At 40.4% G+C, this 24095-nt stretch carries 38 protein-coding genes; 26 read left to right on the forward strand and 12 right to left on the reverse strand.

From position 1 onward, the window contains the following. Positions 1-159: 159 nt before the first annotated feature. From ACTQ48_RS07960 to ACTQ48_RS08080, 25 genes are all read left to right on the forward strand, one after another. Entirely contained in the window at positions 160-675 is a 516-nt protein-coding gene (locus ACTQ48_RS07960; protein ID WP_441541121.1) for a hypothetical protein, read from the forward strand. Further along, the gene (locus ACTQ48_RS07965; RefSeq protein ID WP_441563676.1) at positions 668-997 is read left to right on the forward strand and encodes a hypothetical protein; all 330 of its coding nucleotides are present in this window, start codon (positions 668-670) and stop codon (positions 995-997) included. The genes ACTQ48_RS07960 and ACTQ48_RS07965 overlap by 8 nt, the downstream gene beginning before the upstream one ends. Before the next feature lie 4 nt (positions 998-1001). After that, positions 1002-1418 (forward strand): hypothetical protein, encoded by a 417-nt coding sequence (locus ACTQ48_RS07970; protein ID WP_441563677.1) that lies wholly within the window; start codon positions 1002-1004, stop codon positions 1416-1418. A 73-nt stretch (positions 1419-1491) separates the two neighbouring features. Further along, positions 1492-3882, forward strand: a complete 2391-nt coding sequence (locus tag ACTQ48_RS07975) for a DNA polymerase (protein WP_441541127.1) — start codon at positions 1492-1494, stop codon at positions 3880-3882. Further along, positions 3872-4408, forward strand: a complete 537-nt coding sequence (locus ACTQ48_RS07980; protein ID WP_441541129.1) for an NUMOD4 domain-containing protein — start codon at positions 3872-3874, stop codon at positions 4406-4408. The genes ACTQ48_RS07975 and ACTQ48_RS07980 overlap by 11 nt, the downstream gene beginning before the upstream one ends. Positions 4409-4420: 12 nt before the next feature. Beyond that, positions 4421-4861 carry a hypothetical protein gene (locus tag ACTQ48_RS07985; RefSeq protein WP_441541131.1) on the forward strand — a complete coding sequence of 147 codons (441 nt, stop codon included), beginning with the start codon at positions 4421-4423 and terminating at the stop codon, positions 4859-4861. Continuing rightward, the gene (locus ACTQ48_RS07990; RefSeq protein ID WP_441541133.1) at positions 4851-5096 is read left to right on the forward strand and encodes a hypothetical protein; all 246 of its coding nucleotides are present in this window, start codon (positions 4851-4853) and stop codon (positions 5094-5096) included. Before ACTQ48_RS07985 ends, ACTQ48_RS07990 begins: the two co-directional genes overlap by 11 nt. Before the next feature lie 4 nt (positions 5097-5100). Further along, positions 5101-5649: an HNH endonuclease signature motif containing protein gene (locus ACTQ48_RS07995; protein WP_441541135.1), complete on the forward strand. Its 549-nt coding sequence runs from the start codon at positions 5101-5103 to the stop codon at positions 5647-5649. A 19-nt stretch (positions 5650-5668) separates the two neighbouring features. After that, positions 5669-6697 (forward strand): hypothetical protein, encoded by a 1029-nt coding sequence (locus ACTQ48_RS08000; RefSeq protein ID WP_441541137.1) that lies wholly within the window; start codon positions 5669-5671, stop codon positions 6695-6697. After that, a complete protein-coding gene (locus ACTQ48_RS08005; RefSeq protein WP_441541139.1) occupies positions 6697-7173 on the forward strand; it encodes an NUMOD4 domain-containing protein in 477 nt (158 codons plus the stop codon). Before ACTQ48_RS08000 ends, ACTQ48_RS08005 begins: the two co-directional genes overlap by 1 nt. Before the next feature lie 10 nt (positions 7174-7183). Further along, positions 7184-7432, forward strand: a complete 249-nt coding sequence (locus ACTQ48_RS08010) for a hypothetical protein (RefSeq protein WP_441541141.1) — start codon at positions 7184-7186, stop codon at positions 7430-7432. Positions 7433-7440: 8 nt separating this feature from the next. Beyond that, complete coding sequence (locus ACTQ48_RS08015) at positions 7441-7989, forward strand: crossover junction endodeoxyribonuclease RuvC (RefSeq protein WP_441563679.1); 549 nt, start codon at positions 7441-7443, stop codon at positions 7987-7989. 213 nt (positions 7990-8202) lie between these two features. Further along, the gene (locus tag ACTQ48_RS08020; RefSeq protein ID WP_441541143.1) at positions 8203-8778 is read left to right on the forward strand and encodes a hypothetical protein; all 576 of its coding nucleotides are present in this window, start codon (positions 8203-8205) and stop codon (positions 8776-8778) included. After that, positions 8779-9402, forward strand: coding sequence for a hypothetical protein (locus tag ACTQ48_RS08025; RefSeq protein WP_441541145.1), 624 nt, complete (start codon positions 8779-8781; stop codon positions 9400-9402). Between the two features lie 257 nt (positions 9403-9659). Continuing rightward, positions 9660-9914 carry a hypothetical protein gene (locus ACTQ48_RS08030; protein ID WP_441541147.1) on the forward strand — a complete coding sequence of 85 codons (255 nt, stop codon included), beginning with the start codon at positions 9660-9662 and terminating at the stop codon, positions 9912-9914. 4 nt (positions 9915-9918) lie between these two features. After that, entirely contained in the window at positions 9919-10323 is a 405-nt protein-coding gene (locus tag ACTQ48_RS08035) for a hypothetical protein (RefSeq protein WP_441541149.1), read from the forward strand. Positions 10324-10528: 205 nt separating this feature from the next. After that, a complete protein-coding gene (locus ACTQ48_RS08040; protein ID WP_441563682.1) occupies positions 10529-11212 on the forward strand; it encodes a hypothetical protein in 684 nt (227 codons plus the stop codon). Positions 11213-12324: 1112 nt separating this feature from the next. Beyond that, a complete protein-coding gene (locus tag ACTQ48_RS08045; protein ID WP_441541153.1) occupies positions 12325-12570 on the forward strand; it encodes a hypothetical protein in 246 nt (81 codons plus the stop codon). 33 nt (positions 12571-12603) lie between these two features. Further along, positions 12604-13326, forward strand: coding sequence for a hypothetical protein (locus ACTQ48_RS08050; protein ID WP_441541155.1), 723 nt, complete (start codon positions 12604-12606; stop codon positions 13324-13326). Then, positions 13326-13619, forward strand: coding sequence for a hypothetical protein (locus ACTQ48_RS08055; RefSeq protein WP_441541157.1), 294 nt, complete (start codon positions 13326-13328; stop codon positions 13617-13619). Before ACTQ48_RS08050 ends, ACTQ48_RS08055 begins: the two co-directional genes overlap by 1 nt. Then, a complete protein-coding gene (locus ACTQ48_RS08060; RefSeq protein ID WP_441541159.1) occupies positions 13612-14022 on the forward strand; it encodes a hypothetical protein in 411 nt (136 codons plus the stop codon). The genes ACTQ48_RS08055 and ACTQ48_RS08060 overlap by 8 nt, the downstream gene beginning before the upstream one ends. A 15-nt stretch (positions 14023-14037) precedes the next feature. Continuing rightward, complete coding sequence (locus ACTQ48_RS08065; RefSeq protein WP_441541161.1) at positions 14038-14205, forward strand: hypothetical protein; 168 nt, start codon at positions 14038-14040, stop codon at positions 14203-14205. 192 nt (positions 14206-14397) lie between these two features. After that, positions 14398-14688 carry a hypothetical protein gene (locus tag ACTQ48_RS08070; protein WP_441563684.1) on the forward strand — a complete coding sequence of 97 codons (291 nt, stop codon included), beginning with the start codon at positions 14398-14400 and terminating at the stop codon, positions 14686-14688. An 82-nt stretch (positions 14689-14770) separates the two neighbouring features. Next, positions 14771-14998 carry a hypothetical protein gene (locus ACTQ48_RS08075; RefSeq protein ID WP_441563685.1) on the forward strand — a complete coding sequence of 76 codons (228 nt, stop codon included), beginning with the start codon at positions 14771-14773 and terminating at the stop codon, positions 14996-14998. A gap of 22 nt (positions 14999-15020) precedes the next feature. Continuing rightward, positions 15021-15368 (forward strand): hypothetical protein, encoded by a 348-nt coding sequence (locus tag ACTQ48_RS08080; protein WP_441541163.1) that lies wholly within the window; start codon positions 15021-15023, stop codon positions 15366-15368. 1359 nt (positions 15369-16727) lie between these two features. On the opposite strand, the gene ACTQ48_RS08085 is transcribed toward ACTQ48_RS08080, so the two are convergent. The 12 genes from ACTQ48_RS08085 to ACTQ48_RS08140 form a co-directional block, all read right to left on the reverse strand. After that, positions 16728-17582 (reverse strand): HNH endonuclease, encoded by an 855-nt coding sequence (locus ACTQ48_RS08085; RefSeq protein ID WP_441085670.1) that lies wholly within the window; start codon positions 17580-17582, stop codon positions 16728-16730. A 64-nt stretch (positions 17583-17646) separates the two neighbouring features. After that, positions 17647-18465, reverse strand: coding sequence for a hypothetical protein (locus ACTQ48_RS08090; protein WP_441085671.1), 819 nt, complete (start codon positions 18463-18465; stop codon positions 17647-17649). After that, the gene (locus ACTQ48_RS08095) at positions 18459-18797 is read right to left on the reverse strand and encodes a hypothetical protein (protein WP_432490328.1); all 339 of its coding nucleotides are present in this window, start codon (positions 18795-18797) and stop codon (positions 18459-18461) included. The genes ACTQ48_RS08090 and ACTQ48_RS08095 overlap by 7 nt, the downstream gene beginning before the upstream one ends. Continuing rightward, complete coding sequence (locus tag ACTQ48_RS08100; protein ID WP_441085672.1) at positions 18791-19126, reverse strand: hypothetical protein; 336 nt, start codon at positions 19124-19126, stop codon at positions 18791-18793. Before ACTQ48_RS08100 ends, ACTQ48_RS08095 begins: the two co-directional genes overlap by 7 nt. Further along, the gene (locus ACTQ48_RS08105) at positions 19123-19248 is read right to left on the reverse strand and encodes a hypothetical protein (RefSeq protein ID WP_441085673.1); all 126 of its coding nucleotides are present in this window, start codon (positions 19246-19248) and stop codon (positions 19123-19125) included. The genes ACTQ48_RS08100 and ACTQ48_RS08105 overlap by 4 nt, the downstream gene beginning before the upstream one ends. 267 nt (positions 19249-19515) lie before the next feature. Further along, positions 19516-20064 (reverse strand): hypothetical protein, encoded by a 549-nt coding sequence (locus tag ACTQ48_RS08110; protein ID WP_441085674.1) that lies wholly within the window; start codon positions 20062-20064, stop codon positions 19516-19518. Positions 20065-20076: 12 nt separating this feature from the next. After that, the gene (locus ACTQ48_RS08115) at positions 20077-20274 is read right to left on the reverse strand and encodes a hypothetical protein (protein WP_441569577.1); all 198 of its coding nucleotides are present in this window, start codon (positions 20272-20274) and stop codon (positions 20077-20079) included. 101 nt (positions 20275-20375) lie between these two features. After that, positions 20376-20600, reverse strand: coding sequence for a glutaredoxin domain-containing protein (locus tag ACTQ48_RS08120; protein ID WP_441085676.1), 225 nt, complete (start codon positions 20598-20600; stop codon positions 20376-20378). A 291-nt stretch (positions 20601-20891) separates the two neighbouring features. Beyond that, complete coding sequence (locus ACTQ48_RS08125; protein ID WP_441085677.1) at positions 20892-21581, reverse strand: DNA-methyltransferase; 690 nt, start codon at positions 21579-21581, stop codon at positions 20892-20894. A 181-nt stretch (positions 21582-21762) separates the two neighbouring features. After that, entirely contained in the window at positions 21763-21972 is a 210-nt protein-coding gene (locus ACTQ48_RS08130) for a hypothetical protein (RefSeq protein ID WP_441085678.1), read from the reverse strand. Then, positions 21973-22449 carry a hypothetical protein gene (locus ACTQ48_RS08135; RefSeq protein WP_441541168.1) on the reverse strand — a complete coding sequence of 159 codons (477 nt, stop codon included), beginning with the start codon at positions 22447-22449 and terminating at the stop codon, positions 21973-21975. Next, positions 22446-23030: a hypothetical protein gene (locus ACTQ48_RS08140; RefSeq protein ID WP_441085680.1), complete on the reverse strand. Its 585-nt coding sequence runs from the start codon at positions 23028-23030 to the stop codon at positions 22446-22448. The genes ACTQ48_RS08135 and ACTQ48_RS08140 overlap by 4 nt, the downstream gene beginning before the upstream one ends. A 456-nt stretch (positions 23031-23486) precedes the next feature. Between ACTQ48_RS08140 and ACTQ48_RS08145 the strand changes: the two genes are divergently transcribed. Then, positions 23487-24089, forward strand: a complete 603-nt coding sequence (locus ACTQ48_RS08145) for a terminase small subunit (RefSeq protein WP_441541170.1) — start codon at positions 23487-23489, stop codon at positions 24087-24089. The last annotated feature ends 6 nt before the right edge of the window (positions 24090-24095 follow it).

The raw sequence follows: 24095 nt of genomic DNA on the forward strand, positions 1-24095 counted from the left end.
CGTTTAATTGGGTCACAATTCACTGATTACTGTGTAGTAGTAACTAATTCTATACAGTCTGCAATTGACAATGCACTAGAAGATATAGAAATTAATGAGCACGTTTTTTTTATCAGAGATTGATATTTGTCACGTTGAGAAAGTGGAGGAGGAAGAGTAATGAGAGAATATAGTTCAAGAAGATTATGGAGCACTGTAGGAGGAAAGGTAGTTATCCCAGAAGCTATTGCAGACTATTTGGAGAGCTTCCAAAGGGGAGGCATCTGGACTATGAATGATAAAGAGGATGCTGCACGACGTATTTGTAATGTTGGTTGGGGGCATTGGGTAGAAGGATCTACTGGAGAAAAATATGACTTCGGGGAAGATCCTAAGAAGTATCATAATATGTTTGGAGGAGAGACTCGTTTTCATATCCTTCGAGCACTTATGGACGGCTACGTAGTACATGCTCCAAAGGTTGCTGTAAGGTTTGGCACGAAGTTTGCAAAATCATTCGAAGTAGATTCAGAACGTACTTCAATGACTTATCGGTGGATGCCTGATCGGGAAGATGAGTACGGCTATATGAGAAGCTATGTACTAACACTTTCAGACTACCTTGAGCCATGGAATTACAGAGATGCTTTAATGCTACAAGAAGATTTTGGAGGGGAGATTGTTAAGTATGGTTAAGAAACTGTTTGAAGTATATGTGACGTATGGTAAGGGCGATGGTGAAGAGCTTCGGGAGAGCTGGGTAGCAGAAGATACTCCAGAGAACCGAGCAGCGTATTTGGACGACCTTTGTTACAGTGATGAGTTTGCTGACTCTGAGAGTAACTTCATAGACGGAAAAAGCAATATCATGAACTACTACTGTTATGGTGGCGATTGGGATGATCCTACTGGGGGATGGTTGCAGGTAAGTAGTTATGAGGAAAAGCGAGAAGACCTTGCCAACGAGTATGACAAGGAAGTTAAACGACTCAAAAAACAATTCGGACGTGGAGAGTGATTATATGAATAAAGCATTATCTTTAGTAGACATTATTGAACAGCTGCCTGACACGCCTGTGGGAACACGCTTCGAAACAGACTATGGAAGCGAGCTTTATGTAAGTACTCAAACAGAGCCTCAAGCAGACAGTCAAAAGGTTCTTAAATGGAAGTCCAATGACAGGTTAGTAGGTATTACCGAAGTAACTGTTGGAACTACCTACTACCTGATTCCAGACTACATTGAGATTAGCTGGCAGGAAGCTTTTGAAATGATTAAGGAAGCTGTTGAATCATTCCACCATCGAACAACAGGAGTTTTCATTGAAGGTGACGGTGGATTCCAAGCGATCACTACTATAGATGACTTTGAGGAAGACCTTGACATCGGAGACTTCATCGACCTATTCCGTATGACATTTTATAAATCTAATAAATAATCTTTGGAAGAGCTCTTGACAGGGCTCTTTTTATGTGCTATTATAAGAAGGTAAACGAAAGGGGACAAACTGTATGAAGATCTCAGTGAATGTGACATCAGTTACCGAAGATAATAAAGCTAAGGAAAAGATTAAGAAAGCCTCTAAGGCAAAGGAAATACCAACTATGGAAGAGTCGTGGGAGCTTATCTACAGCCGTAAGAACTCTCCTACAGACTTGGCAAGACTCCAAAAGGTGGAGGAATGGTTTAAGGAAGGAAAGATTGGCCGAGAAGCTGGCAAAGAGTCCAAAGCCTTTACCAAAGCTGAGGCACTACGCCTTTACAAAGCTATCCAAGAGGCTGAACGTAAGGAAAAGATTGAGGAAATGGCTACTAAAGAGTGGGAAAAGTATCCACTGATCTCTCAAGAAGATGCCGAACAGTGGGTTGATAACTGTCTGAATGCTGACGACGACTACTTTGCAATGGACTTTGAAACAGTCGGAGATAACGGTGGTAAATACAAGTATCGAGAGCAGATAGCAGGCTTCTCACTAACCTACCGATTCAATGGAAAGCTTGTCAATGGATACTTACCAATCCTCCATTACAAGGAGACGGCTACTGGAGAGTTTGTCGAAGATCCTCGGAACGTCAGCAAAGGGCTGTCCTACCATCTCATCGAAAAGCTGTTCCACAGCCCTAAGAACTCCATCTGGCATAACGCCACTTTTGACTTAGGCTTGGTAAAGGCTGCCTTAGACATCGAAGCAACTCATATGCCACACGATACAATGGTTATTATGAAGCTATTGAATGAGAACTTAAGCGACGTTCGGACACCTGCATTTCCAAGCGGAGTCGGATATCAGTTGAAGAACCTTGCAGAATACTTCTTGAAGATTCCGTCTGATACCTTCGGGGAGCTGTTCGGAAAAGATGCAAAGTTTGGCTACGTTCCATTGGATGCCGCTAGATGGTATGGTGCAAAGGATACTTACGTAGGCTTCTTGCTCTTTGAATGGCAGATGAACATTCTTAATAAGTCTAGCTTTGCAAAAATTAAGAAGTATTATGAGCGTATTGAACATCCATGTATCAAAGCTACTTTCATCATGGAGTCAGAAGGCTTTGTAATTGATGAGAGAGAAGTAGCCAAACAGCGTGAGGAAGGCTACAAGCACTTGGACGAACTCCAAGAGGCTATTCAGGAGACTTTCGGGGACGTTAACATTGGCTCTCCACAGCAGTTGTCTAAGATGTTGTACTTTGACAATGATTGGAGCAAGTATGTGACACGTGATAAGAAGTCTATCCTCAGTGGTCATGTAGGCTTTGACGACCATTACATTAGCAACAACCGTAAGTTTGCTTTAGTTGAAGGCAAGAAGCTTTTAATCAATCCTCGGGTAGTTAATGGAGAAACTGTCGGAGACTCTCTGCCAGCCGACTCAGATGCTCTGAAAGCCATTGCCAAGCATCACGAAGAAGTCCAGTTGATTCTTGATTGGAAGGATGAGAGCAAGCATTTATCAGCCTTTGTAGATAAGATTAAAGACTTCATAGAGCCCGACGGAAAGCTGCACGGAGACTTCAAACAGGTTGGTACAGTAACTCTACGCTATGCCGCAGCTAACCCAAACCTCCAACAGCAACCTTACAAGGCTCGTAACATGTTCGGTATTGGAGAAGATTCGTTAATCATGTCGGCAGACTTCTCACAGCAGGAGCCAAGGCTCATGACTCATATGTCTAAGTGTAAGGCTCTTATTGAAGTCTATCAACAGGCTCGTGATCTATACTCTGAAATGGCTTCGGCAATCTTTAATAAACCTATCGAAGAGTGTGGAGATGGCTCCATCTGGCGTAAACGTACCAAAGTCGTTGTATTAGCTATCATGTATGGAATGTCGGCATGGTCTTTGGCAGAGTCTTTGGGAGTATCCAAGGATGAAGGACAGAAGATGATTGACGACTTCTTCAAAGCCTATCCGGAGGTTGATCGATGGATAAAAGATAACCAAGAAGAGGTTAAGAAGAACCGCTATGTAGAAACTCTTTGGGGGACTCGCAGACGGTTTGTGCAAGAGGATTTCAGCGTCCTTAAGAAGGCTTGGAATGACTTAACTCCAGAAGATAAGAAGACTCGTTCAATGGTTAACAGAGCACTCCGCCAGACAACTAATTTCAAAGTCCAAGGAGGAGCTGCTTGCCAAACTAAGCAAGTAATCGTTGCAATGGTTCCGAAGTTGCAGGAGCTGTCCGAAAGACGTGGCAAGAAGCGTTGCTTTAATCTGCTTGCCCAAATCCACGATGAGGTCTTATTCAAAGTTCCAAAAGACGTTACTCCCGAGGAAGTAGCAGCCATTGAGGATGTCATGATTAACACTGTTAAATTAATTGTTCCGAGCAAGACTGACATTGCTATCGGAAAAGTCTGGGGCAAGTTGGTAGACAGAGAGGAGTTTTTTAATGGTCGTTAAATGGAGGCCAATTAAAGGATTTGAAGGTATGTATGAGGTAAGTAATACAGGGATTGTTAGGAGTTTGAATCGTAAAGTATTTAATGGAAAAGTTTGGTATCTTAAAAAGGGTAATATAATTAAGTCGTCGTTAAATCATCCTAAAGGATATCTAAAAGTAGGTTTATGGAAAGATGGTAAGCAATATATTCACTATATCCACCATCTTGTATATGAGGCGTTCCTTGGAGAAAGAGATTTAACTAAGGAGCTCAACCATATTGACGAGGATTCACAGAATAATTGTTTAGAGAATCTCGAAGAGGTAACTCCATTAGCTAATAAACATCATGGAACACGCATTGAGAGGTGTGCTAAGGGGCATCTAAAACCTATTGAAGTTACCTTCGAAGATGGTTCAACTATGAATTTCAGTGGCCAGAGACCTTTCATGCAGGAGCACCCTCAATATAAACAGTCGGGGATTTCTAAGGCGCTAAAATATGGCATCAAATATAAAGGTACATCCTTTAGATATATTAAATAGGAGGAAGATTAAATGAACGAAGAGATTAAGCAAGAGATCGCCAAGAACTTTACGAAGGTTAACGACTACATCATGGAAGCAACTAAGCGAGAGCTATCTAAGACGTGTAAAGACGGTCGTTTCTTAGACCACTCCCTTTATGCTCTAGTAGCTAAACACGATGTCGAGCAGGAATTCGAAAAGCTTATCAAAACTTTCGAACTTATCGACGAGGAGCGCAAGCTAATGGGTAAGCACGACTCGATGATGAGGGACTTTCGAGATGCTGGTAAGCCTTCTGGATATGCTTTGAAAGACTTCAAGAAGCTATCGAAAGACCAGTTGGCAAGGGTAGCCAAACTCCAATCCAGTATGATTTATGTAATGGCTGATTGGGGATACTACAACGACGGTAAGGAAGAGAGACTTAACGAGATTCGCAAAGAGTTGGAGGACATCTACAATGAAGCCTAATTTGAAAGACTATCTGATAGCTACTGGACAGTTTTTAGGGGCACTAACCATAGCAATTTGCATCATTTTGCTACTATTACTAACCATCTTCGTTCTAGCAAATTACCAAGTAGTGGCAATAGGTCTTGGCTTTGTTATAGGAATAGCTGCATTAATCTGGTTTTTTGGAGGATGTATTCATACCCTAGCGATCTCCCATGCAAGAGACAGACTTGACAAAGACGATGAAATGTGATATAATGGGACAGGTAGAGGAGGTCGCTTTATTGACTAATGTAGAAACGATTCATGAGGCTCCATTAATATACAATGGAATCCAGTCAGACAAGTATTTCATAAGCACCCGAGGAGTCATTCGAAATATTAAAACGAATAAGTGTTTGACTCCTCAAGATACTGGCTACTTACATGTACGAATCCCTCACGGAGATCAGACGATTAATGTTAGGATTCACAGAGCTGTGGCAGAGACTTTCTTACCCCGACCGGAAGGCTGTGATGTAGTCAATCACAAAGATGGCAACAAGCAGAATAACGACGTTTCCAACTTAGAGTGGGTAAGTCAATCAGAAAACGTTTTGCACAGCCTTGAACAGCGTTCGGGAGAGATTATTCTAGACGACTTCATTGTAACAGTCCCTGTAAGTGGATTCCGAACATATCATATTAAAGCTGTGTCCAAAGAGGCTGCTAAGGAAGTTATCAAAAGCGGTGGCACAACCCCACGCTCACAGCATTTTGAAGAGCTGATTGGGAAAGCAACTATCATAGAATTTGGACAATTTTAATCATGGAGGTTTACATTTAATGGCAAAAGGTTTAGCAGCAGTTAACAAGGCTTCCGGACAGACTTTGGCACAGAAGATGGCAATAGACTTTGCACAGGAGCTTGATCGCTTTTGTGCCACCGGATTTAACACAGACTTACAAATAACTAAGCAACTCTATTCTCAGTATATCAACGTTCTTGACAACAACCCCTTTGAAGACTTTCCGAAAGGCGTTCCATTCTTCCGTTCAAGTGGCACTGGAAAATGTCTTCGTGAGCAGACTCTCCGAGCGATTGATGCCTTAGAGTTTACCAATAATGCAGACAAGCGTTTGGTAAGCCCTTGGCAGAATCGTTGGCAAAACATCGGTACAGCTATCGGAGACATGGTGCAGTTGTATGTCTTAATGATGGAGAAGCATTATGAACGACTTGTTGGAGAGCCTTGCCACTTCCGATTTGAAAGGACTCCAGAAGGTTACCCGATGTTTGAAGAGTTTTCCACGACGTTCCAAGAGTTCAAGAGTGGTAAGATAAACTTCATTACCGGAGGCTCTTTGGACGGCATTATGATTTACACTGACCCAGAGACTGGAAAAGAGTATCGGGTAGGACTTGAGGTTAAGTCTAAGCAAACAACTTATGCAGCGACTGGTCATTGGTCTATGAAGGAAGCTAACTCCAAACACGTATGGCAGGTTACTAACTATGCTATGCTAAAAGACCTTGACCAGTATCTCATCGTCTATGTAAACGCCTCTCACAAAGGCTGGAACATGACTGAGGAAGACTATGCCAAGTACCCAGATTTCCGAGTATTTGGGGTGGAGACTCCAGAAGAGAAGAAGAAAGAGGTTCGGAATCGTTTCTTCACAGCTGTTGAAATGGCTCACGAAGGAGTATTTCCAAAGCTTTCATTGGCTGATTTCCAATTCAACGACTACAAGACAGCTTGCGCTTTAAGCCTTACCTATAGGGAATTAGAGGAACTTAAGTTAGAAGCTTCCACTAAGTTTGAAAAAGAGGCTATCAAAGAGATTGAACGGATTCGAAAGGATATTGTGTAATGGAACAATGGAAAGAGATTCAAGGATTCCCAGACTACTCCATAAGCGATCATGGAAATGTATATAGTAAACTTTCTAAGAAGTTGCTAAAGCCTAATAAATTAGCTAGGGGATATTATCAGGTATGTATTTCGGGCAAGAGAAAGCTGGTTCATCGATTAGTGGCAGAAGCTTTTATTCCTAACCCCGAAAATAATCCCCAAGTAAATCACATTGACGAGGATAAATTTAATAATCATGTCAGTAACCTTGAATGGGTAACCGCCAAGCAGAACTCTAATTATGGGACTCGGGAGCTTAGAAGAATAGCTTCCGTTTCCAAAAAGGTTATCGCTACACCTATTAAAGAAGGAACTCCAATCTTATTTAACAGTATAATTGATGCAAAAGATTGGGGATTTAACCCAAGTCATATAACCTCTTGTGCTAAAGGTAAGCGAAAAAGCCATGGAGGGTACACTTGGGAGTATTTCTAGGAGGAAGATTATGAAGATCACATATTACACAACTTTCACAATTACCTATCTAACCCCTATCTCCAATGAGTCTGGGGACGACATTTTCTATGAAACATATAGCTTCGAAGCCTCAGAAGGTTTTCCGGAGACGAAGGTTGAGGAGATGTTAACTGACCTTCATACAAATGGAGCAGTAATCATTGGAACAACCGAGGGGCTACTGTATTTAAACAACCACAACATCGCTTCTATCATGGTTCATAAGGAGGAAGATTGATGCGTTTCATGGCTTTTGACATCTCATCTGTTTCAACAGGTGTAGCAGTATTAGACCAAGAGGCTAACGGTAACCTTACGTTAGTCTTTACCACAAACATTATTACAAACTCCAAGGATAAGACTGGCAAACGCCTCCGAATATTTGCCGAAGAGATGACAGGACTTCTCAATGAGTTTAAGCCAGACTTTGTAATTAAGGAGACGACAATCTGTCGGATGGCTACTCAATTTATTAATATGAAGTTCTTCGCAGCCTTCGAGCTAGTCTTGGAATTAGAAGGGTACCCACGCTACTATGAGTATGGCCCGACGACTGTTAAGAAGGTTGTCGCAGGCTCTGGGAAGTCCTCTAAAGCAGACGTAGCAGAGGCTATCCAAATCTACACAGACGTTGATGTATCAGATATGACCACAGATGAAACCGATGCTATTGGAATTGCTCTTACTCATATTGGAAAGACTTCTATGCTCATTCCAAAAGCTGAGATCAATGCTGCTAAAGAGTTTGATGAGAAGCAGCAGGAAGCTATGGAGGCTGTCGGAGATGATGTTTAGAGTCCAAGTAACAATAGCTTTTATCTTTAAAGTTGTTATGGAGCTTGTGCAGTATCTATTCTATATCCTAGTAGCACCTGTTGCAACATTCGTGCAGGAGCTGATTGATAGCCTACTAGCATTTCCTTTTAGAGCTATCCGATTTGCTTGGAAAACCTATTGCACAGCTATGAAGACAGGAGAATTTCCATCACAAGCAAGGAGGAAGATTAATTGATTAAAATAGCATTAGCAGGAACTGCCCGGGCTGGCAAAGACACTTTTGCAAACGTCTTGGAGCAAGAATTATCCAAACAGGGTTATGAAGTTATTCGAGTAGCGTTTGCAGACTACTTAAAAGAAATCTATCAGCAATTCTTCGGTCATTTAGTCAACAACGAGAGGCCTCGGGATGCTTACGTAACCCTTGGAAATGCTTTTCGTGAGATTGATATAAACTTTTGGATTCGTCCAGTAGAGGCCATTAGAGATTATTTTGAAAATACAGAAGGCTTCGGAAAGCCAGTAGCAATGATTATCACTGACACACGTTACTTTAACGAAGCTCTCTGGGCTAGTCAAGAAGGCTTCTTAGTAGTCAAGGTAGATGCTGACCCACTGATCCGCCAAGCTCGTGCAGAAGCTTTGGGAGAGACTTTGAAATTAGATAATGAAGGGGATTCTGAGGTTGATCTCATTCAGCCGGACGTGACTATTCTAAATAATGGAGAAGCTGATTTCCAAGCTATGCCAGCAGTTGCCAGAGCAGCTATTGAAGAGTATAAAGCGAGGTTTGGGAAGGTTGATTAGATGCCATTGTATAATGAGATAGGTTTTTACAGAGCTATTACAGAAGCTGAGACAGCAGGGCAGTGTGCCTTGCATCTCAAACGCTTTGTGACAGTTGTCCTAAGACGTAGTAAACTTCCAGCAGAAGTCAGAGGGCTGTTTGTAGAAGAGGCCTACGAGCTGTTTCATAAGCTTTGGGGGGAAGATGTTCCAGATACCTTAGCTCACGCCTTAAGCACCTTCTACATGCAGGACGACACCACTGGGGGTCTTTCTGGAGACAATAAGTATGCTAAGTGTAGCAGCTTTGAGTATAGTTTCTACTCTTATCGAAAAGAGAAGCGGATAGCCACCGAAGACTATTTCCTAGAATCGGAATTTAGTCCTATGATAGAGAACTCCAAAGTCTATGGAGACTACATGGTTGACCAAGACTACTGGATTTGGCTTGAAGAAGTTATTGACAGAAGCAACCTTCGATCTGATGAAGAATACGTCTTCCGGAAGAATGTTTTGGAAGGCATATCCCTCAGAAAGTTGGAAGGATATAACGGACTTTCTAAAAGCACTCTAGGCAGACGACTGAAAGATGCACGTAAGAAGTTTACCAAAGCAGTTAAAAAGTATGGCAAAGAGGCAGGGTAACTCCTGTCTTTTTATTTTGCAAAAACTGTTGACAGATTCCAAAAGTCATGATATGATTAATTCATAAGTTAGTAGAGAGGATGTTGAATATGATGAAGCGGTATGAAGTAATCTATTACCTAGACTTTGAAAGCACTCCACGAAGTTATGTAGTGATAGCCCACAGCCCTGAGGAAGCTGTTGGAAAGACTTGTTGGAGAGAACGTGGGAAAGCTGTCCGAGTAGATATTGTTAATGAGGTTTAAGGAGGAATTGGAATGAATCCAGAAACATACGCAATGGTTAAATTAGCTCCAAAAAGAGTTAAGCCACTTATCACTTCTTTGTACATGGCTAACGCATCTTTGAATGAACGGATTGAGCAGCTTAATGACCGAATTGAATTTGAAGAAAATCGTACTCAGAGAGAAAGTTATAGGGTACGTGTGGCACGATACAATGACCAGATTCAAATTAATTACAATGTCATTGACCAACTGAACAGCTATTTAGAAACTATGGGGATGGAGTGAAGACATGACTAAAGACACCTATGTAGAAAACATTACAAGAACCTTTTGGAAGAACGTGGATGCTCTTCGACAGCTCCATCAGATGTCTTGGGTAGAAGTCTGTGGAGACGGAACCTCTTCAACAGGCTTTCGGAATAATACTCCACCAACCCTTGCAAAGATGGCTAGGATCGCTGAACGGCTCCATACAACTGTTCCAGAGCTTTTAGATGACAGTAGGTTGCCAGAGCCTACCGAAGAACTCTTCATTGTAACCCTCGGGGGATGGACTCTTACGAAGCTAAATAACAATCAGGCAGCCTTTACAAAGAACTGGGCTAACGAATCTTTAATGTTTTTCCGAGACATTCATGTAGCCTGTGATGCTGCTAAAGAATTTCCAGATGCTATAGTAGAGCTATGGAGCTAAGAATTTTTGAAACAGACGAGCTACAGCTTCTCGGAGAGCTTGTGGACTCGCATATTGAAATAGCTCATTCAGCACGTATTCCTTTGGAAGGATCGGCGCTGTCACAGGAGCTGGTCGGAGAGCTTTTAGAAAATAATTCACGAAAGCTGTTGACATTGTACAAGATACGTGGTAAGATTGGTTTATTGAAAGAGGAGGAGATATTATGCAAAGATATGTACGTTTGTTGAATAATGGAGGGTACCCAGATATTGACCAGTATGTCGGAAAAGTTTTCCCAGTTCCTTGGGATAGTTACAACCTAGTTGAGGTAAAACTTCCGGATGAGGTGTCACGATTTTTTAGCATATCTGATGGAGAGGCCGAGTACGTAGAACATCCAGAAGCTTCCCTAGATGTTGCTTTGAGTAATTTTATGAAGCAGTCGGATGAAATGATTAAAGCCCTAGAAGAGACTCAAGCAGCGTTAAAGGCCGCTCAGCAGGGGACAAAGGAGCCTAAAGTAGGAGATTTTGTAAAGATTAAGTCCAAGGATAATTTGGAGGTATCTACCAAGCTATATACAAGTCGTTGTGGTTACGTTGGAAAGATTGTAAAGGTAAGTAACAGCCTAGCAGAAAGTCGTAAAGTATTTACTGTAAAATTTCCACAAGCTTCTTTCTCTTTTCTGGAGTTCGACCTCGATCACTATGAGGCAAAATTTTACGAAAGTGAGTTTACAGTTGTGCCAGAAGGTACGGAAGGCTTACAAGGAGTCCAGCCATCTATTGGAGTATTTGGGATAAAGTCGGATCTAAAAACTCTAACAAATATTCCCGAAGAATGTATTAGTATGACAGGAGAATTTTACACAGAATTTTTGGATGGAAATGTAACAATTACAGAATAATTTTTTGACAGTTGCCGAAGGGTAGCTGTCTTTTATTTTTGCCAAGAAATTTGGAGGCAGATTTTTCAAAATATTTTTCTAAGTTAAGGGATATTTTTAAAATTATTTTTCTAGGAATGGAGTAAATTTTTAAAAATTTTTCCTTTAATTTTTCAAATTATTTCAACAAACTATTAAAATAGCACTATAACAGCTTTTTAACGTCGTCAGAGGAGCATTCTAAGCACGTTTCAGATCAAAGATTGGACAATCATCCGTTAAAAATCATCTGACAGCCTTTCAATCAGCCTCCATAATAAAAACTTACCACGTCTTGGCCAAGCTTTTGCCACAGCTGCCAATAAGACTACATCAAGTAGCACAAAACTATTCAAATAACTCATATCCATCCTAAAATAACATTTAACTAATGGATTTCCCCAGAATTTTATAACAGTCCCCCGGGATTTTTAAGAAAAATCACTTAAAACATCATGACAGGCGTACGAGGTTTCCAGCAGCTGTCCACAGGATGCACCCCGGGATTTTTTAACAGTTTTCACTTAAAACGTCATAGCCTATACACAACATTATCAAGGCTTTTCCACAGCTTTTAAGCTTCTTTTAGACGACTTTTGAACAAGATCAGGAAGAAGTCTCGCTGAAAGTTTTCTACTATATAAGGCGACTTTTTGGACAGCTTTCGAAAAATAAAATAAAAAACTTTTAGCAAAGCTATTGCAATTTAAAAAACGTCATGGTATATTGGTATCAAGTTAAGAGAAAGGAAGTTGAAAAACATGACTTATAACATTTATACAAACGACAATTTTTACGCCACTTGTGGAAGCCTAACTGCTGTTTATAGTCTTGTAGCTAGTCTTGAAAAGTATATTTCAAAAGATAAGATAAAAGTGTTGACAGTCGCTTGATATTTTGATAAGCTTATGACGAGATCAGGAAAGGAGGTTTTATAATGGTTGTTTCATGGCTGATTTTAGCGCCTGTATGTGTCGTGGCAAGCGCCCTTGCTTTTGTTGCTTGGTTAGATGATTAAAATAAAATTGTTGACAGCTGTTTAAAGAGCTGTTACACTGTACCTACAAAATAAAAAATTGAAAGAGGTTATAAAAATGAATAAAAATATGATTAAAGAATTTTTGAGCGAGTATGAAGAAAATGGCACACTGTTAAATATAGAAATTAATATCGGCAATAATGATATTACTATTGTGGCAGATAATGAAATGAATGATATGGAAGACGGTTTTCTAACTGTTTTTATAGATACAAACTCAATAGAACTAACAAATGAATTATATGAATATTTGAAAGGTATTAAAAAGGAAAATACAAAATTGCAAATTACTACAAACTAGATAAAAAATAAAAAATTGAAAGAGGTTATAAAAATGAACGAACAAAAACATTATATCACAGTCGGAGAAATTCTTGAAACTATAGAAGAAAGCTTTGGGCTGAGCGATTGGGAAACTGTTAAAAAGGAACTTGAAGCAATGCAAAGCCCAATCAACTTTACAGGAAAAACAGCACCAACTTTAAGCAAAGATCACTTTGGGCGAATCTCTTTACTAAGCTTTTTTGAAGAGATGGAATATGCAGGCGAATGGTTAACCGTTGACGAATTTAAAGACTATTTCAACGAATTAGACAACGATTGGGGAGGCGTTTCATGGTATGAATATGGTGCCGACAATACTTACAATTATTGTGGCTACCTTGAAAGAGATTTAAACTTTATTATCTATGAGAATGATTGCACAGAAGAAACTCTGGTTTTCTTTGCTGTCCATATTGGCATAGACGTGCGAGCAGGCTATACAAAATACTTTTCGATGAAATTCGACAACCTTTACAAATTTCAAGAAAAACTGTCTGAACGCTTCGAGCTTGCTTTCCTAGAATATAAGGACAGTGACGGAGATATTCAAGGAATATCTTTATATGGTTCAGCAACAAGCGAATATATCGAAGGCTATTTCAGATTTGACGATAGAGACTTCGAAGAATGTATTGACGTATACGACAAAGAAACGGCTATCGAAAGCCTAACCGAGTTTATGAAAGATAATGAAATTGACTTTGTCGAAGGCTCTTTGGAGGTTGTCGACTAATGGTTAAAAACGAATATAAAAGCATGTATGAAGCAGAAAAAGAGAAGAAAGAAAATAGCCTCGTAAATAAGTCTTTCAAACGAGGCTTCACAACTATCAACAGCTTAAAACGTTCCCTAGTCCTAGCAAAGACTTCTCAAGAGGCATTACAAGGCTTGCCAAACGATTCAAAAAGCTATCATGAAACTATGCAAATGCTAGAGGATAATCTTTTGAAAGCTTCTGCTCTTATGTTAAGTGTAGAACTAGATTTTAGAAACATACACCACAGTTTTAAGAAAGGAAGTGAGTGACTTGCTACCTATCTTATGGGCAGTTTTTGGTATAGCTGTCTGGACTACTCTTAAAAAAGCTTGCCAAAAACTTTCCGACTACTTAGAAAGACGAAAGGACAAACAATTTCAAAAAAGACTTGAAAAACAGTTTGAGAAAGCTTATAATAAAGTCACAGGCAAAGGCTTGCTGAAAACGTATCGAAGAGGAAAGCTATCCATAAATAACCTAGCGTTACTTTTGGAGGCTGTCAAAGAAGTTGACCCGCTTCTCTATGAAGACGTGGTAAGAAAGCTTTCTGATATGATTAGAAAAGAAGAAATAAGGAAAGGACTGGCAAAGCCTAGTGAGCTGATAGAAACACCGAGCTTTTTTGGAGATGATTCAGATGATGACTTGATAACACTTGATAAAGATTTATAGAAAGGGCTAGTGACTATGAAAAATAAACAAAAAATAATTGCCATCATTAACGATCTGAAAGCTGATAACTTTTTTAACATCGACGATGAAAGTAGAAAAAATATTCAAGTAAGCATTGAACTATTGCAGTCAGAATTAGGTATCACTGAAATCGAGTTGCAAAAAGACTTAGAAAGTAGATAAGAGAGGAGGTCATGAAATGTTAGAATCGTTTATTTTCATAGCTGTTGCATTAATTGGTGGAAGCTTTTGCACAAGTCGATCAATGAAACAATTAGACGAAATTATAAAAGAAGCAGAAATTTTTAAATAAACTATTGAAATTGTAAAAAAGCTATGCTACACTATAGAAAAGAAATTGAAAGGATGATAAAAATGTACGCAACCATGGAAGAATACCAAGCTCTGGAAAAAGCTTTTAACGTAAGATCTCAAAAAGCGTATGACAAGCTTATGCTTGAGCTTTCAAAACTAGGATATCGCTGGCTTACACATGAATATTATGAGCCTATCAAAATAGATTACTTTTATAAGAACGGTAGAAATACTTTGATCTATGCTGTTGACGGTTCCATTTTATATGGTTCTTTAAAAGAAGAAAAAGAAACGCCTTATAAAGTTTTTAAGCCGTCGGACTGTCTATCAGATCAATTAGAAATAATTTAAAAAAGTTTAGCTAAATCTATGGACATTAAGCAATAAAGGTATTAAACTAGGATCATAAGATAAAGGGAGGAAGTTTTTGAGTATGAATCACTATAAATTATATGTAGACATGAAAGAGGGAACTCACGACTATGTTTCAGCAACCATCTATAATATGTTAGATGAAAAAGTTTTGGAATTAGACGAAATTAGAAAACCTGAAAACGTATCAGACTATAATCACGAGTGGAAAACAGGACTTTATTCACACTATGAAAGAATTGCAATGCTGGAATTAGACGATTATAACGCTACTTTTTCACACCTATAGATAAACATGGGAGGCATACAAAATGAAACTAAAAAACTTTACAATTACAATGCTAACAATTATTACAGTTTTGAATATAACTTTTCTCATAGGTACAAAAGCTTATGAGAAAGGCTATCAAGAAGCTTCGGAAGCTAACAAAGTCAACAATGAGCTTCTCGCAGAAGCAGAAGATACTATCGAAAGCAACCGTAACATGATTGCAGACCTTAATAAAAAGCTAGACTCGTACGCAACTATCAAGGCAGACTTTGTTATAGTTGAAAGTGACACGAAAAAGCTATACGTCTACCCTATCGACAACGATAAGAAAACTATTCAGACATTCAAAGTTGACGAGGGAATCGGTTTGGAGGCTGTCAACAAATAATCAAATAGGCTTAGAAAGGCTACTCCGATTGTGGAGTGGCTTTTTTAATTATTAAGAAAAGATTAAGAAGTGATCTGTTATTGTTTGTTAAATTAAATGCTTTCAAAGCCGGCAGATAGGCTTTTATTCCACTTGTTTATACGTGTTGGATGTTATTCTTAAGAGGGCGTGGGACTTAACTTTTTTAAAAGGGTATCTGTTATGAGAGTAACAGATTATAATAAGCTATTATAAAAGCTATTCCATTATCTATTACCAAGCATGCTTTCAACAGCCTTTGCAAAAGCTTCCCAAGGCTTCCCAAAGCTTAGGTAAGTAACTGTCAACAGCTTATCCAGAAGCTATTAGAAAGCCTGTCAACAGCTTATCCTAACGTATAACTAAATAGTCAGAAGAGAAGTTGCACCATTGATTGGAGTAGCTTCTTTTTATATCCTCTTAAATAGCTCACGAGAAGCCCTCTCAGACGTTTAACTATAGCAAGGTAAGCTACTATTATCCTATCATTTGGAGGGCGTATATGAGAATATACAAGGCATATATTCAAAGGCTATTATAACAACTATTATAGGCGTTACTCAAACGGTTATTCTGGAACGTGGTGCACAACTATCCGAGTAGCTGTTCCGGTAACTGTTCGAGAGTCTTTCTGATCGTCTGATAATAGCTTATAATGGAGTATGTTGCATGGTGTTCGATAGGCTGCCAGGCACCTTGCCGCAGCTGTCAGAGTACAGTCAATAAGTCAAACATAAACGTAAAACCTATATAGAGCCGACAACCAACTGCCGACCAGCTGTTACTGTCCTTATGGAGTGGCTTCTGTAGGCTATCGAACAGCTGTTCGCGTATCTATTGACCTAGTTTACATAATGTGTATTATACAAAGTTGACATGACACATTGACTCAACTGTTCGACAGTCTCGACACACGTTGACCGACGACCGACCGACGAGACACACGACAGACTCACGAACAGCTGACACGATAAGCTATCTGACAGGCTTCCCAAGGCGTACCATACACCGTTGACCCCACCAAGGGAGGGGGTCTTGCCACAGCTGACCGAAGGCGCGCGCACTATCAGCCTCTTAGAAATTCTGCAAGTTTCCGTGTGAGGCTGTCCGATTTATTTTTTCTGGATCTTCTATATAGGGCTGTCCGATAGCTTTCCGACAGACTCCGAAAACGGCTGGCCAATTTTATTTTTGCAGTTTTCCTAATAAGACTTCCGACAACTGTTACGATCACACGCACGATAAGCTGTTTGGTTAGTTTATTTATAACTCCATACATAACAAAATAAGCCGCCCTTCGACAAGCTGTCAAAAGGTGGCTCAATCAATTATTATGGAGGCTTAGGCAAAGCTCCAGTAGAGACCTTTGTGAGTCTTTTGGCGGCCGTTACAGCAGCTACTGATATGCCCCGGATGGAACCCCATACGAATAGCCTCTGCGGCACTTTTGAAGGTGTACACTATGTTTCCTTCTGAGTCCTTTGCAACAACTGGCTTGGAAAGTTTTTCTGTAGCTAGTTGTCTAGCCGTTCCATGGAGGACATTATGCTGATAGGTACACCATTCGAGGTTGCTGGCACAGTTGTTAAGTTTATTCTCGTCTATGTGATTTACTATTGGAAAGTTGTTGGGGTTTGGACAAAAAGTCTCTGCAATAAGCCTATGCGTGTAATACGACTTACCATTTACCCTCACTCGACGGTACCCAGTGGCTTGCACATAGCCCAAACGTTCCCTTAACTTGCCCTGCGCATCTAAAGAAGCAACTCTTCCAGATGGATGTGCCATAGCTGTAGGGATGCTGGGGATAGGCTTCCATTCTGACAGGTATTCAATAGCTTTACCAAGGTTCTTCCGAGGCTTTCGGGAGGCTAATGAGTGACGTGCATTATGGCTTGCTGTGCAGATTTCTAAATTCATTACATTGGCGTTTGTTTTAACTTCGTCAATATGATTAACAACCCAGACTTCTGGAATATCTCCAATAAAAGCTTTGGCTACAGCCCTGTGAATACGCAGAGAGCTTTTTCCTCTACCCACAGAAACTGAGGGATAACTTCCTGCAAGAAAACCTTTCAAGACTCTCCCACGTCTCCCCTTAATCTTTCCCTCCATATTGACAAAATATCCCTCAGCCCCTTCAACAGGCTTCCAAATAGTTGGGTCATAAACTCCTTCAAATCTAATCGGCTTCAAATAACTTTCCTCCTATACTTATCAAAGCCGCCTTCCCACAGCTTTGGAAAGCGACTCTATTAGCTTATTTATATTTAGTGTCCAGCAGGTTTATGATAGCTCTTACTAAACTCTTCCGCTGCTTTTTAGCTGGGCTCTCCTGCATCAATGCCCCTACTCTCCATGTTGGAGTGCCATGTTCTTCACGAGCTTCTTCAAAGCGTTTAGCAGTTGATTCCAAATCCTTTCCAGCAAACCTCTTCATAAGCTCAGCTTCCTGCTGATGTAACTCCTTCCAGTAGCTATCGTCAACGACTTCCGACTGAGGCTTTCCCAGAGTCTCATTGCTGAACAGCTCAGTGGAGTCTTTGGCAGACTTCTTGGCAGCTTCGGAAACCTTTTGAATTCCTTCCAATAGCTCCGGAATCTCCTCACGAGACTTCTCAAGTAGTAGACTGTCTAAAGCATCCTTAGCCAATATGTCCGCAGCCTTTTGGACAGCTTCCAGAGCAGATGCCTGCCACTGCTCCTCCATCCGCTCTCTGGTAGCCTCTAGGCAGTCTTCAAAGGTTACCTTCTTAGTAAGTAAATAACGGCTATCACGAGCCTCAGATAAATCGAACTCCACTTCCTCAGCCTCTTGTAAAGTCTCCAAGCGGTCGGCCAATTCATTTAGGGTGGAAGCATGCTTCGTAAAACTTTGAGTAAAGTATGCCTCAACGTCTCCTTTCATGACTAGTATGGAGTCATCTTTAACATACTCAGCCACAGCCCTCAGAAGCCTTGGCAACAGCTTCTCTGAAATCACTAGGCGACTATTGCAGTGGTCTACCCGAAGGTCTGGCTGATATTCTGTTGGAGTGCTTGGGTTATACTTTTTGATGTCAATGGAATAGTCTAGCATAAGATAATTCCTCCAGTATCTTCATAGTCTATCTCAATGTCGTTGATGGAGTCTAGGTAAAGGTCTGCTGAGCCAGATGCCCGATAGATGCTGATAGGAGTGTCCATAGGATAATCCAGTAGCTTGTGGACAAGCTCTCCAATAGTTCCGGCAGGAAGCTTTGTGAATGACTGTTCCAAGACGTCTGCATCTAATCTATCACTCCATGGGTCGAGTAAACCTCCAATGTCGTAGCAATTAGTTTCCGAATCTACTGATAGGACTTTGTAAAGGTCTCCTTCATAATCTAACAGTAAGTCTCCTTTGGAGTATTTCATTGGTCTATTTACCATAGAGTCACTTCCCCTTCCTCAAATTTACTAATTATTTCTACATCTTTTACGTCAACTTTCCATCCATTAGTGTTCCATTGGCAAATACTAACACTGTCAGTAGGATCATGCTTGGACAGCTCATGGATAAGCCATGCCACAGTTCCTATAGGAGCTTTTCGCCATATCCACTCAGCACTTGCGCTAGGGTAATTGAATACTTTACCATTAGCTACTCTAATAGTATATTGCTTAAATTCCTCTGAGGCTTTAATTACCTCGGCGCTCATCCGTGGTTCTTCTGGATCTCTCCCAGCATCTACTAAAACATCTCCTACTTCAAACTTCATTTAATCTCCTCCAATAGTTTTTTACGAGCTTTCCAATGCTTTTCCCCAGCCCTCATGTCTCTTGTCACATAGTAGTGGAACTTTTTCATAAGCTGGTGGTACAGTATTTTAAGCTTTTTCATAAAAATCCCCTCCAATCACATTAAACAAAGTACAATAAAAGCTACGAAAGAAGCTCCTATCAATAGCAGCATTCCAAAGACTAAGCCAAGGAATTGCCAGAATTCTTTAAACTTGCCAAGATAGCATAAAACTGCTATGAATGGAGCCAGAAAGATGATCCAACAGATAAGTAGTAGTAGTAAATTCATCATACAGCCTCCTAAAAACTTTTATAGAGTTATCATAACACAAAAAAAGAGCCCTGTCAAGAGCTCTTCGCAAGTTTGTTAGTTGATTTTAAAGGCATTTTCAAATTCTGCGTCTGCCATCCACTCGCAGCATTTAGATTTTTCCCAGAATACATTAACAGGAAGTGTGTCATTCGGGCTATCTTCTACTTCAAAGATAATTGCCACATCCCCTCTATCAGGGAATACCATAGCATCTCGAACGGCATAGGTACGGCCTGATTCGCAGGTCAATGACTTAGCTGGGTAAGCAACACTTCCAGTCTCTTTCAGTGGTTCTGGATGCTCCAGCGCCTCGATTCTAGCAGCTAATTCAGTCGTACTATTAAGTGCTCGGTCAGCGGTGTACTGAGCGTATAAAGCGTGGGATTTAGCAGCATCTGCCTCCTCTTGTAAATTAGCCTGTACCAAAGCCTCCCCAAGGCGTTCTCCATCAAGGCTGATTGGAATAGTCACATCGACTTCTTCATTAAGATATTTGACATCTGAGGCAGCTTCATCGAAGCGCCCTTGTAAATAAGCATCCAAATCTAAGCCTTCTCGTAATACTCGTTCATAGTCTTCGTGAGATAAAATAATTTTAGTCATTTAATAGTCTCCTTAATTGAATGGAATGTGGCGTTCACGGAAAAATTCTGCCATGTCTCGTCCAGTAGTTGTTGTAATGTGAGGTAAGTCGGTTACAATTTGCTGTCCAAAGTTATCGTAAGTTTGATCGTCTTCAAATTCGAGACTTAAATCTTCGACAGGCTCCACGACATCTGTGATAATGTCTTCCAAAGCTTCCTGAACAGCCATGATTTTACCTAATTCAACTTCGTCAGCATATAAAGCATCTATCCCAAGCCGCTCAATACGTCGTTAAATTAGGTATTTAATAAGTTCTCCTACATTAAACATTATACAACCTCCTTCAATAAGTCAGGTCGAAAGCCTGTCCAAGTTACTTTTCCATTAATCACTACAGGAAATTGACTAAAACCACTGTCACGAAGGTGTTGCAACAACTCTTCGTCAGTTTCGTCAACAACAATCTCCTCAAACTTCGTTCCTTGCTTGTTCAAAAACAGTTTCGTCTGGCGGCAAGCGGCGCAGAAAGTACGCTTAGTATAGATTTTTAACAAGTTACCAGTCCTCCATATTGTAAAAATAGTTTCTTAATAGCTTTTCGGAATTCTTTCATTTTGGCACCTCCCTATCTAACAACACATTTCTAGAATAGCCCACAAGATCATCCATAGAATTAGGAATGTCCACAAACCTAGAAATAAAGCCGTTGCTGAAACGCCTACCACGAATAGTAGGAATAACCCTATTAGGAATAGTAGAAAAGCTACTAAGAGGCTTATCCAACAATTAAATTTGTCACTCAAAACTCATCCCACCCTTCCACGTAGGCGTATTCCTCTTCTGATTCAGGCTCCTTCTGATAGTAGTCTCCCTTTGCTAATTTCAAAGTACTCCGGATCTAGTTCAGATCCTATGAATCCTCTCCCTAAATTAGCACAGGCTACTCCTGTAGAGCCGCTCCCCATAAAAGGATCTAGTACAACGTCTCCCTCATTAGTTAAATGTTCCACTATCCACTGCATTACAGCTACTGGCTTCTGTGTAGGGTGACCCTTGCCTACCTTTTCGCTACTTGGAGTTAAGCCTGATTTAATCAGAGGTCGATCATAGGTATCACTGATCCGGTTGAATGTCCACTTTGCCCCCTTCTTAACTGCCCATACGGCTACCTCATAATCTACAATAAACCTCCGATCTCTATTACGAGGCATCGGGTTAGATTTTTCCCAGCGAATCATATCTTTAACCTCAAACCCTAGTGACTCCAAAGTAGCAGCGATCTCTCCTAGGTTTTTCCAAGCATTAAATATTAGGATATTTCCTCCCTTTTTAAGTTTTGGAGTAGCCAGTTCGATCCATGAGCTTAAGTCAAACTCCTTGTCCCACTCGCCAAAGTCAATCCCTCCTCTGCCCATGGACTGGAAGTTGTTATCTCTACTGATGTTGTATGGGGGATCTGTAATAATTGCGTCAATGCTGTTATCCTCCAGTGTATTAATGAACTCCAAGCTGTCTCCAAAGTTTAATGTAATCATTATAAATCACTCCTCATAATATTCATAATAAATCCAGTAGTTGTGCCAAACATTTGTGATCGCCAGTGGAACTCCCTCGTATGAGTACTACGAAGCATGGCAATGCTTAAGTCGATGAGATTCTCCTATAATGCCACTTCGAAGTCCTTTGGTCGCCGTTGAACATCGTGCGCAAAGATTGTCATTTGGAATCCTCCCTCAGCTCTACCAGAGCCGTTGTATCGCCGCCACTCATAACATTCCAATCAGATGAACTAAACGCTCCATAGAACACTCTTAGAATTTCATAGGATTTAGCAAGCTCTGTAAGTTGTTCGTCGATACCTGTATACTTGAGATGACCGTCTTCATCATACTTAGTGAACCCTTTCAGCTCTCTCCACTCAGTCATCTACTCCACCTCCAGTATCTTGGACATCCGTTTGATAGCTTCCTCAGCCTGTTTGCCAGACTCTTGAATCTTATTATCCAATCGTTCCTCCAAAGCATCTCGCACAGCTTCCGGAAGGTATCTGTCCAATGACAAATCCGCCATCTGCTTACGAGCTGTGGTCATGTTTGATAAAGCAGCTAGGTACACATCCAAGTTAATGTCTAGTGAAGTATCTAGGACAGTTTTGTGAGTAAATTGTGGAACGAATGGTAGATCAGTCTCTTCGTCAACTAATTGCAGTTCGTCTGCATAAAACCAGATAACTTCTCCCTGCTCCAATCCAACCATGACATTGGGGTCTTCTACCCTTCTGTTTGGATTCACTGTTCTAACCTCGCCGATAGTTCCTATAGGAACTGTTGGAGATGAAATTACATACCTTCCCGATAAGTCCTGGAAATACCTTACTTTGTCGCCTACTTTAAATTCTGTCATAAATACCCTCCTAATGTTTTACTAAGTTGTTTGTCTAGCCTAGAAATCTTTCTAGCTACTGTTGATTTAGGTACTCCTAAAGACTTCTCAATTTCTCTAACACTAGACTCTCGAATGTACCTTTCAACGAATAGTGACAATCTTTCTTTATCATACCATGGAAGTATCTCAGTTGTCAAGTAAATGGCATCAATCCATCCATCTTCTAAGGAAACTTCCACAGCTAGATGGTCAAGAAGCCCCATCGGAAACTCATGGGCATACTTCTCAGAGGGTGTCTTCATTCTACGGTGCTTACGAAAGCTATAAAAGCTATACTCAAAACTACTGCACTTAGCGTATTTGTTATCTCCTCCAATAGAGCCTACCGTATCGTTTGCCAAAGCTAATAGAGATACCCACTCGGAGAGGGATTCTGGAGGCTCCCCAAATCGCAGTTTATAGGATGATATAATTTGCTCAGCCCATAAAAAGTTTTCTTTATCAGTTCCTTTATTTCTCAATAGGTACTTTATGAGCCGAATACCCTCTTGGACGGCTTTACCTTTATTTGCAGCTCTCTGAAAATTCTCATACAGCATAATAAGCCTCCTAAAATAGTCTGAGAGCTGTTCTACGTCACTTACGCCTAATCATCCCAGAAGATAATAAAAGTCTCCTCAGACGGTTGTCAACGACTCATAGGCGTATTGTAGCTTCCTTAGCTCTATGAATCTATCTTACCACGTCTTTAGAGACTTGTCAATAGCTTTTTGTAATTAATTTAAACTCCATTGCAAAGCCTTCCTTTCCTTTTCCAAGTTTCGGATAAGCTTTCTAAAGGCTTTTGCAAGGCAGCTTCTTGGAGTACCGTCGGTATCAGCGACCGACAGCGCTAAAACCTTTTCTCTAAAAGCATTATACCATTATTTAAAAAGCTTGTCAAGTGATTGACTCCATTATATTAAAATATTCTAATAATTCTTACATGGGACGTCCCAAGCTTCTAAAGGGGCTATCGAATGAGGACTTATTAATCTGTTGGAAGGAGGAGACAGATGGCTCTTAAAATTCAAGGAAAAGAAGTCGGAGAGCGACAGCAGCAGTACATGACTTCCTCACAGACTCCAGACTACTATGATGGAGTAGATTTAACAACCCTTAAGCCAAAGATGAAACGCTTTGCGCAGCATTATGTATCTACGGTAAACATTGCTGAAAGCTGTAGATCAGTTGGTTACAATGAATCTTCTGGACACCGCTTATTAAAACGAGACGATGTAAAAGCCTACATTCAATGGCTTATTACAGAGCAGTCCAACGCTGACATCATGACTGCTACAGAAGTCTTGGAGCATCTTACAAAGATTGCTAAGCGAGATGGCTATGATGAAATCGTAACAGCTAAAGGGGATAAGATTCAAGCAAGGATTTCTACAAAAGACCAGCTGACCGCCTTACAACAACTAGCTAAATTCCATGACTTGCTAACTCCAGACGTACAAGTCAATAATGAATTAAACATCATAGTTGATATATCTGAGCCGGAAGACGACGAAGAAGAAATTAAGCAGGCCGAAGCAGTTGAGGACGATGCTTTGGAAGCAGACTTCGAAGAAACCGACGAAGAACTAGACTATGGTTTTCTGGAAAACTACTAAAGGAAG

It is taken from the genome of Collinsella sp. Sow4_E3 (assembly GCF_052116285.1).
In the GTDB taxonomy this organism is placed as follows: Bacteria; Actinomycetota; Coriobacteriia; order Coriobacteriales; family Coriobacteriaceae; genus Collinsella.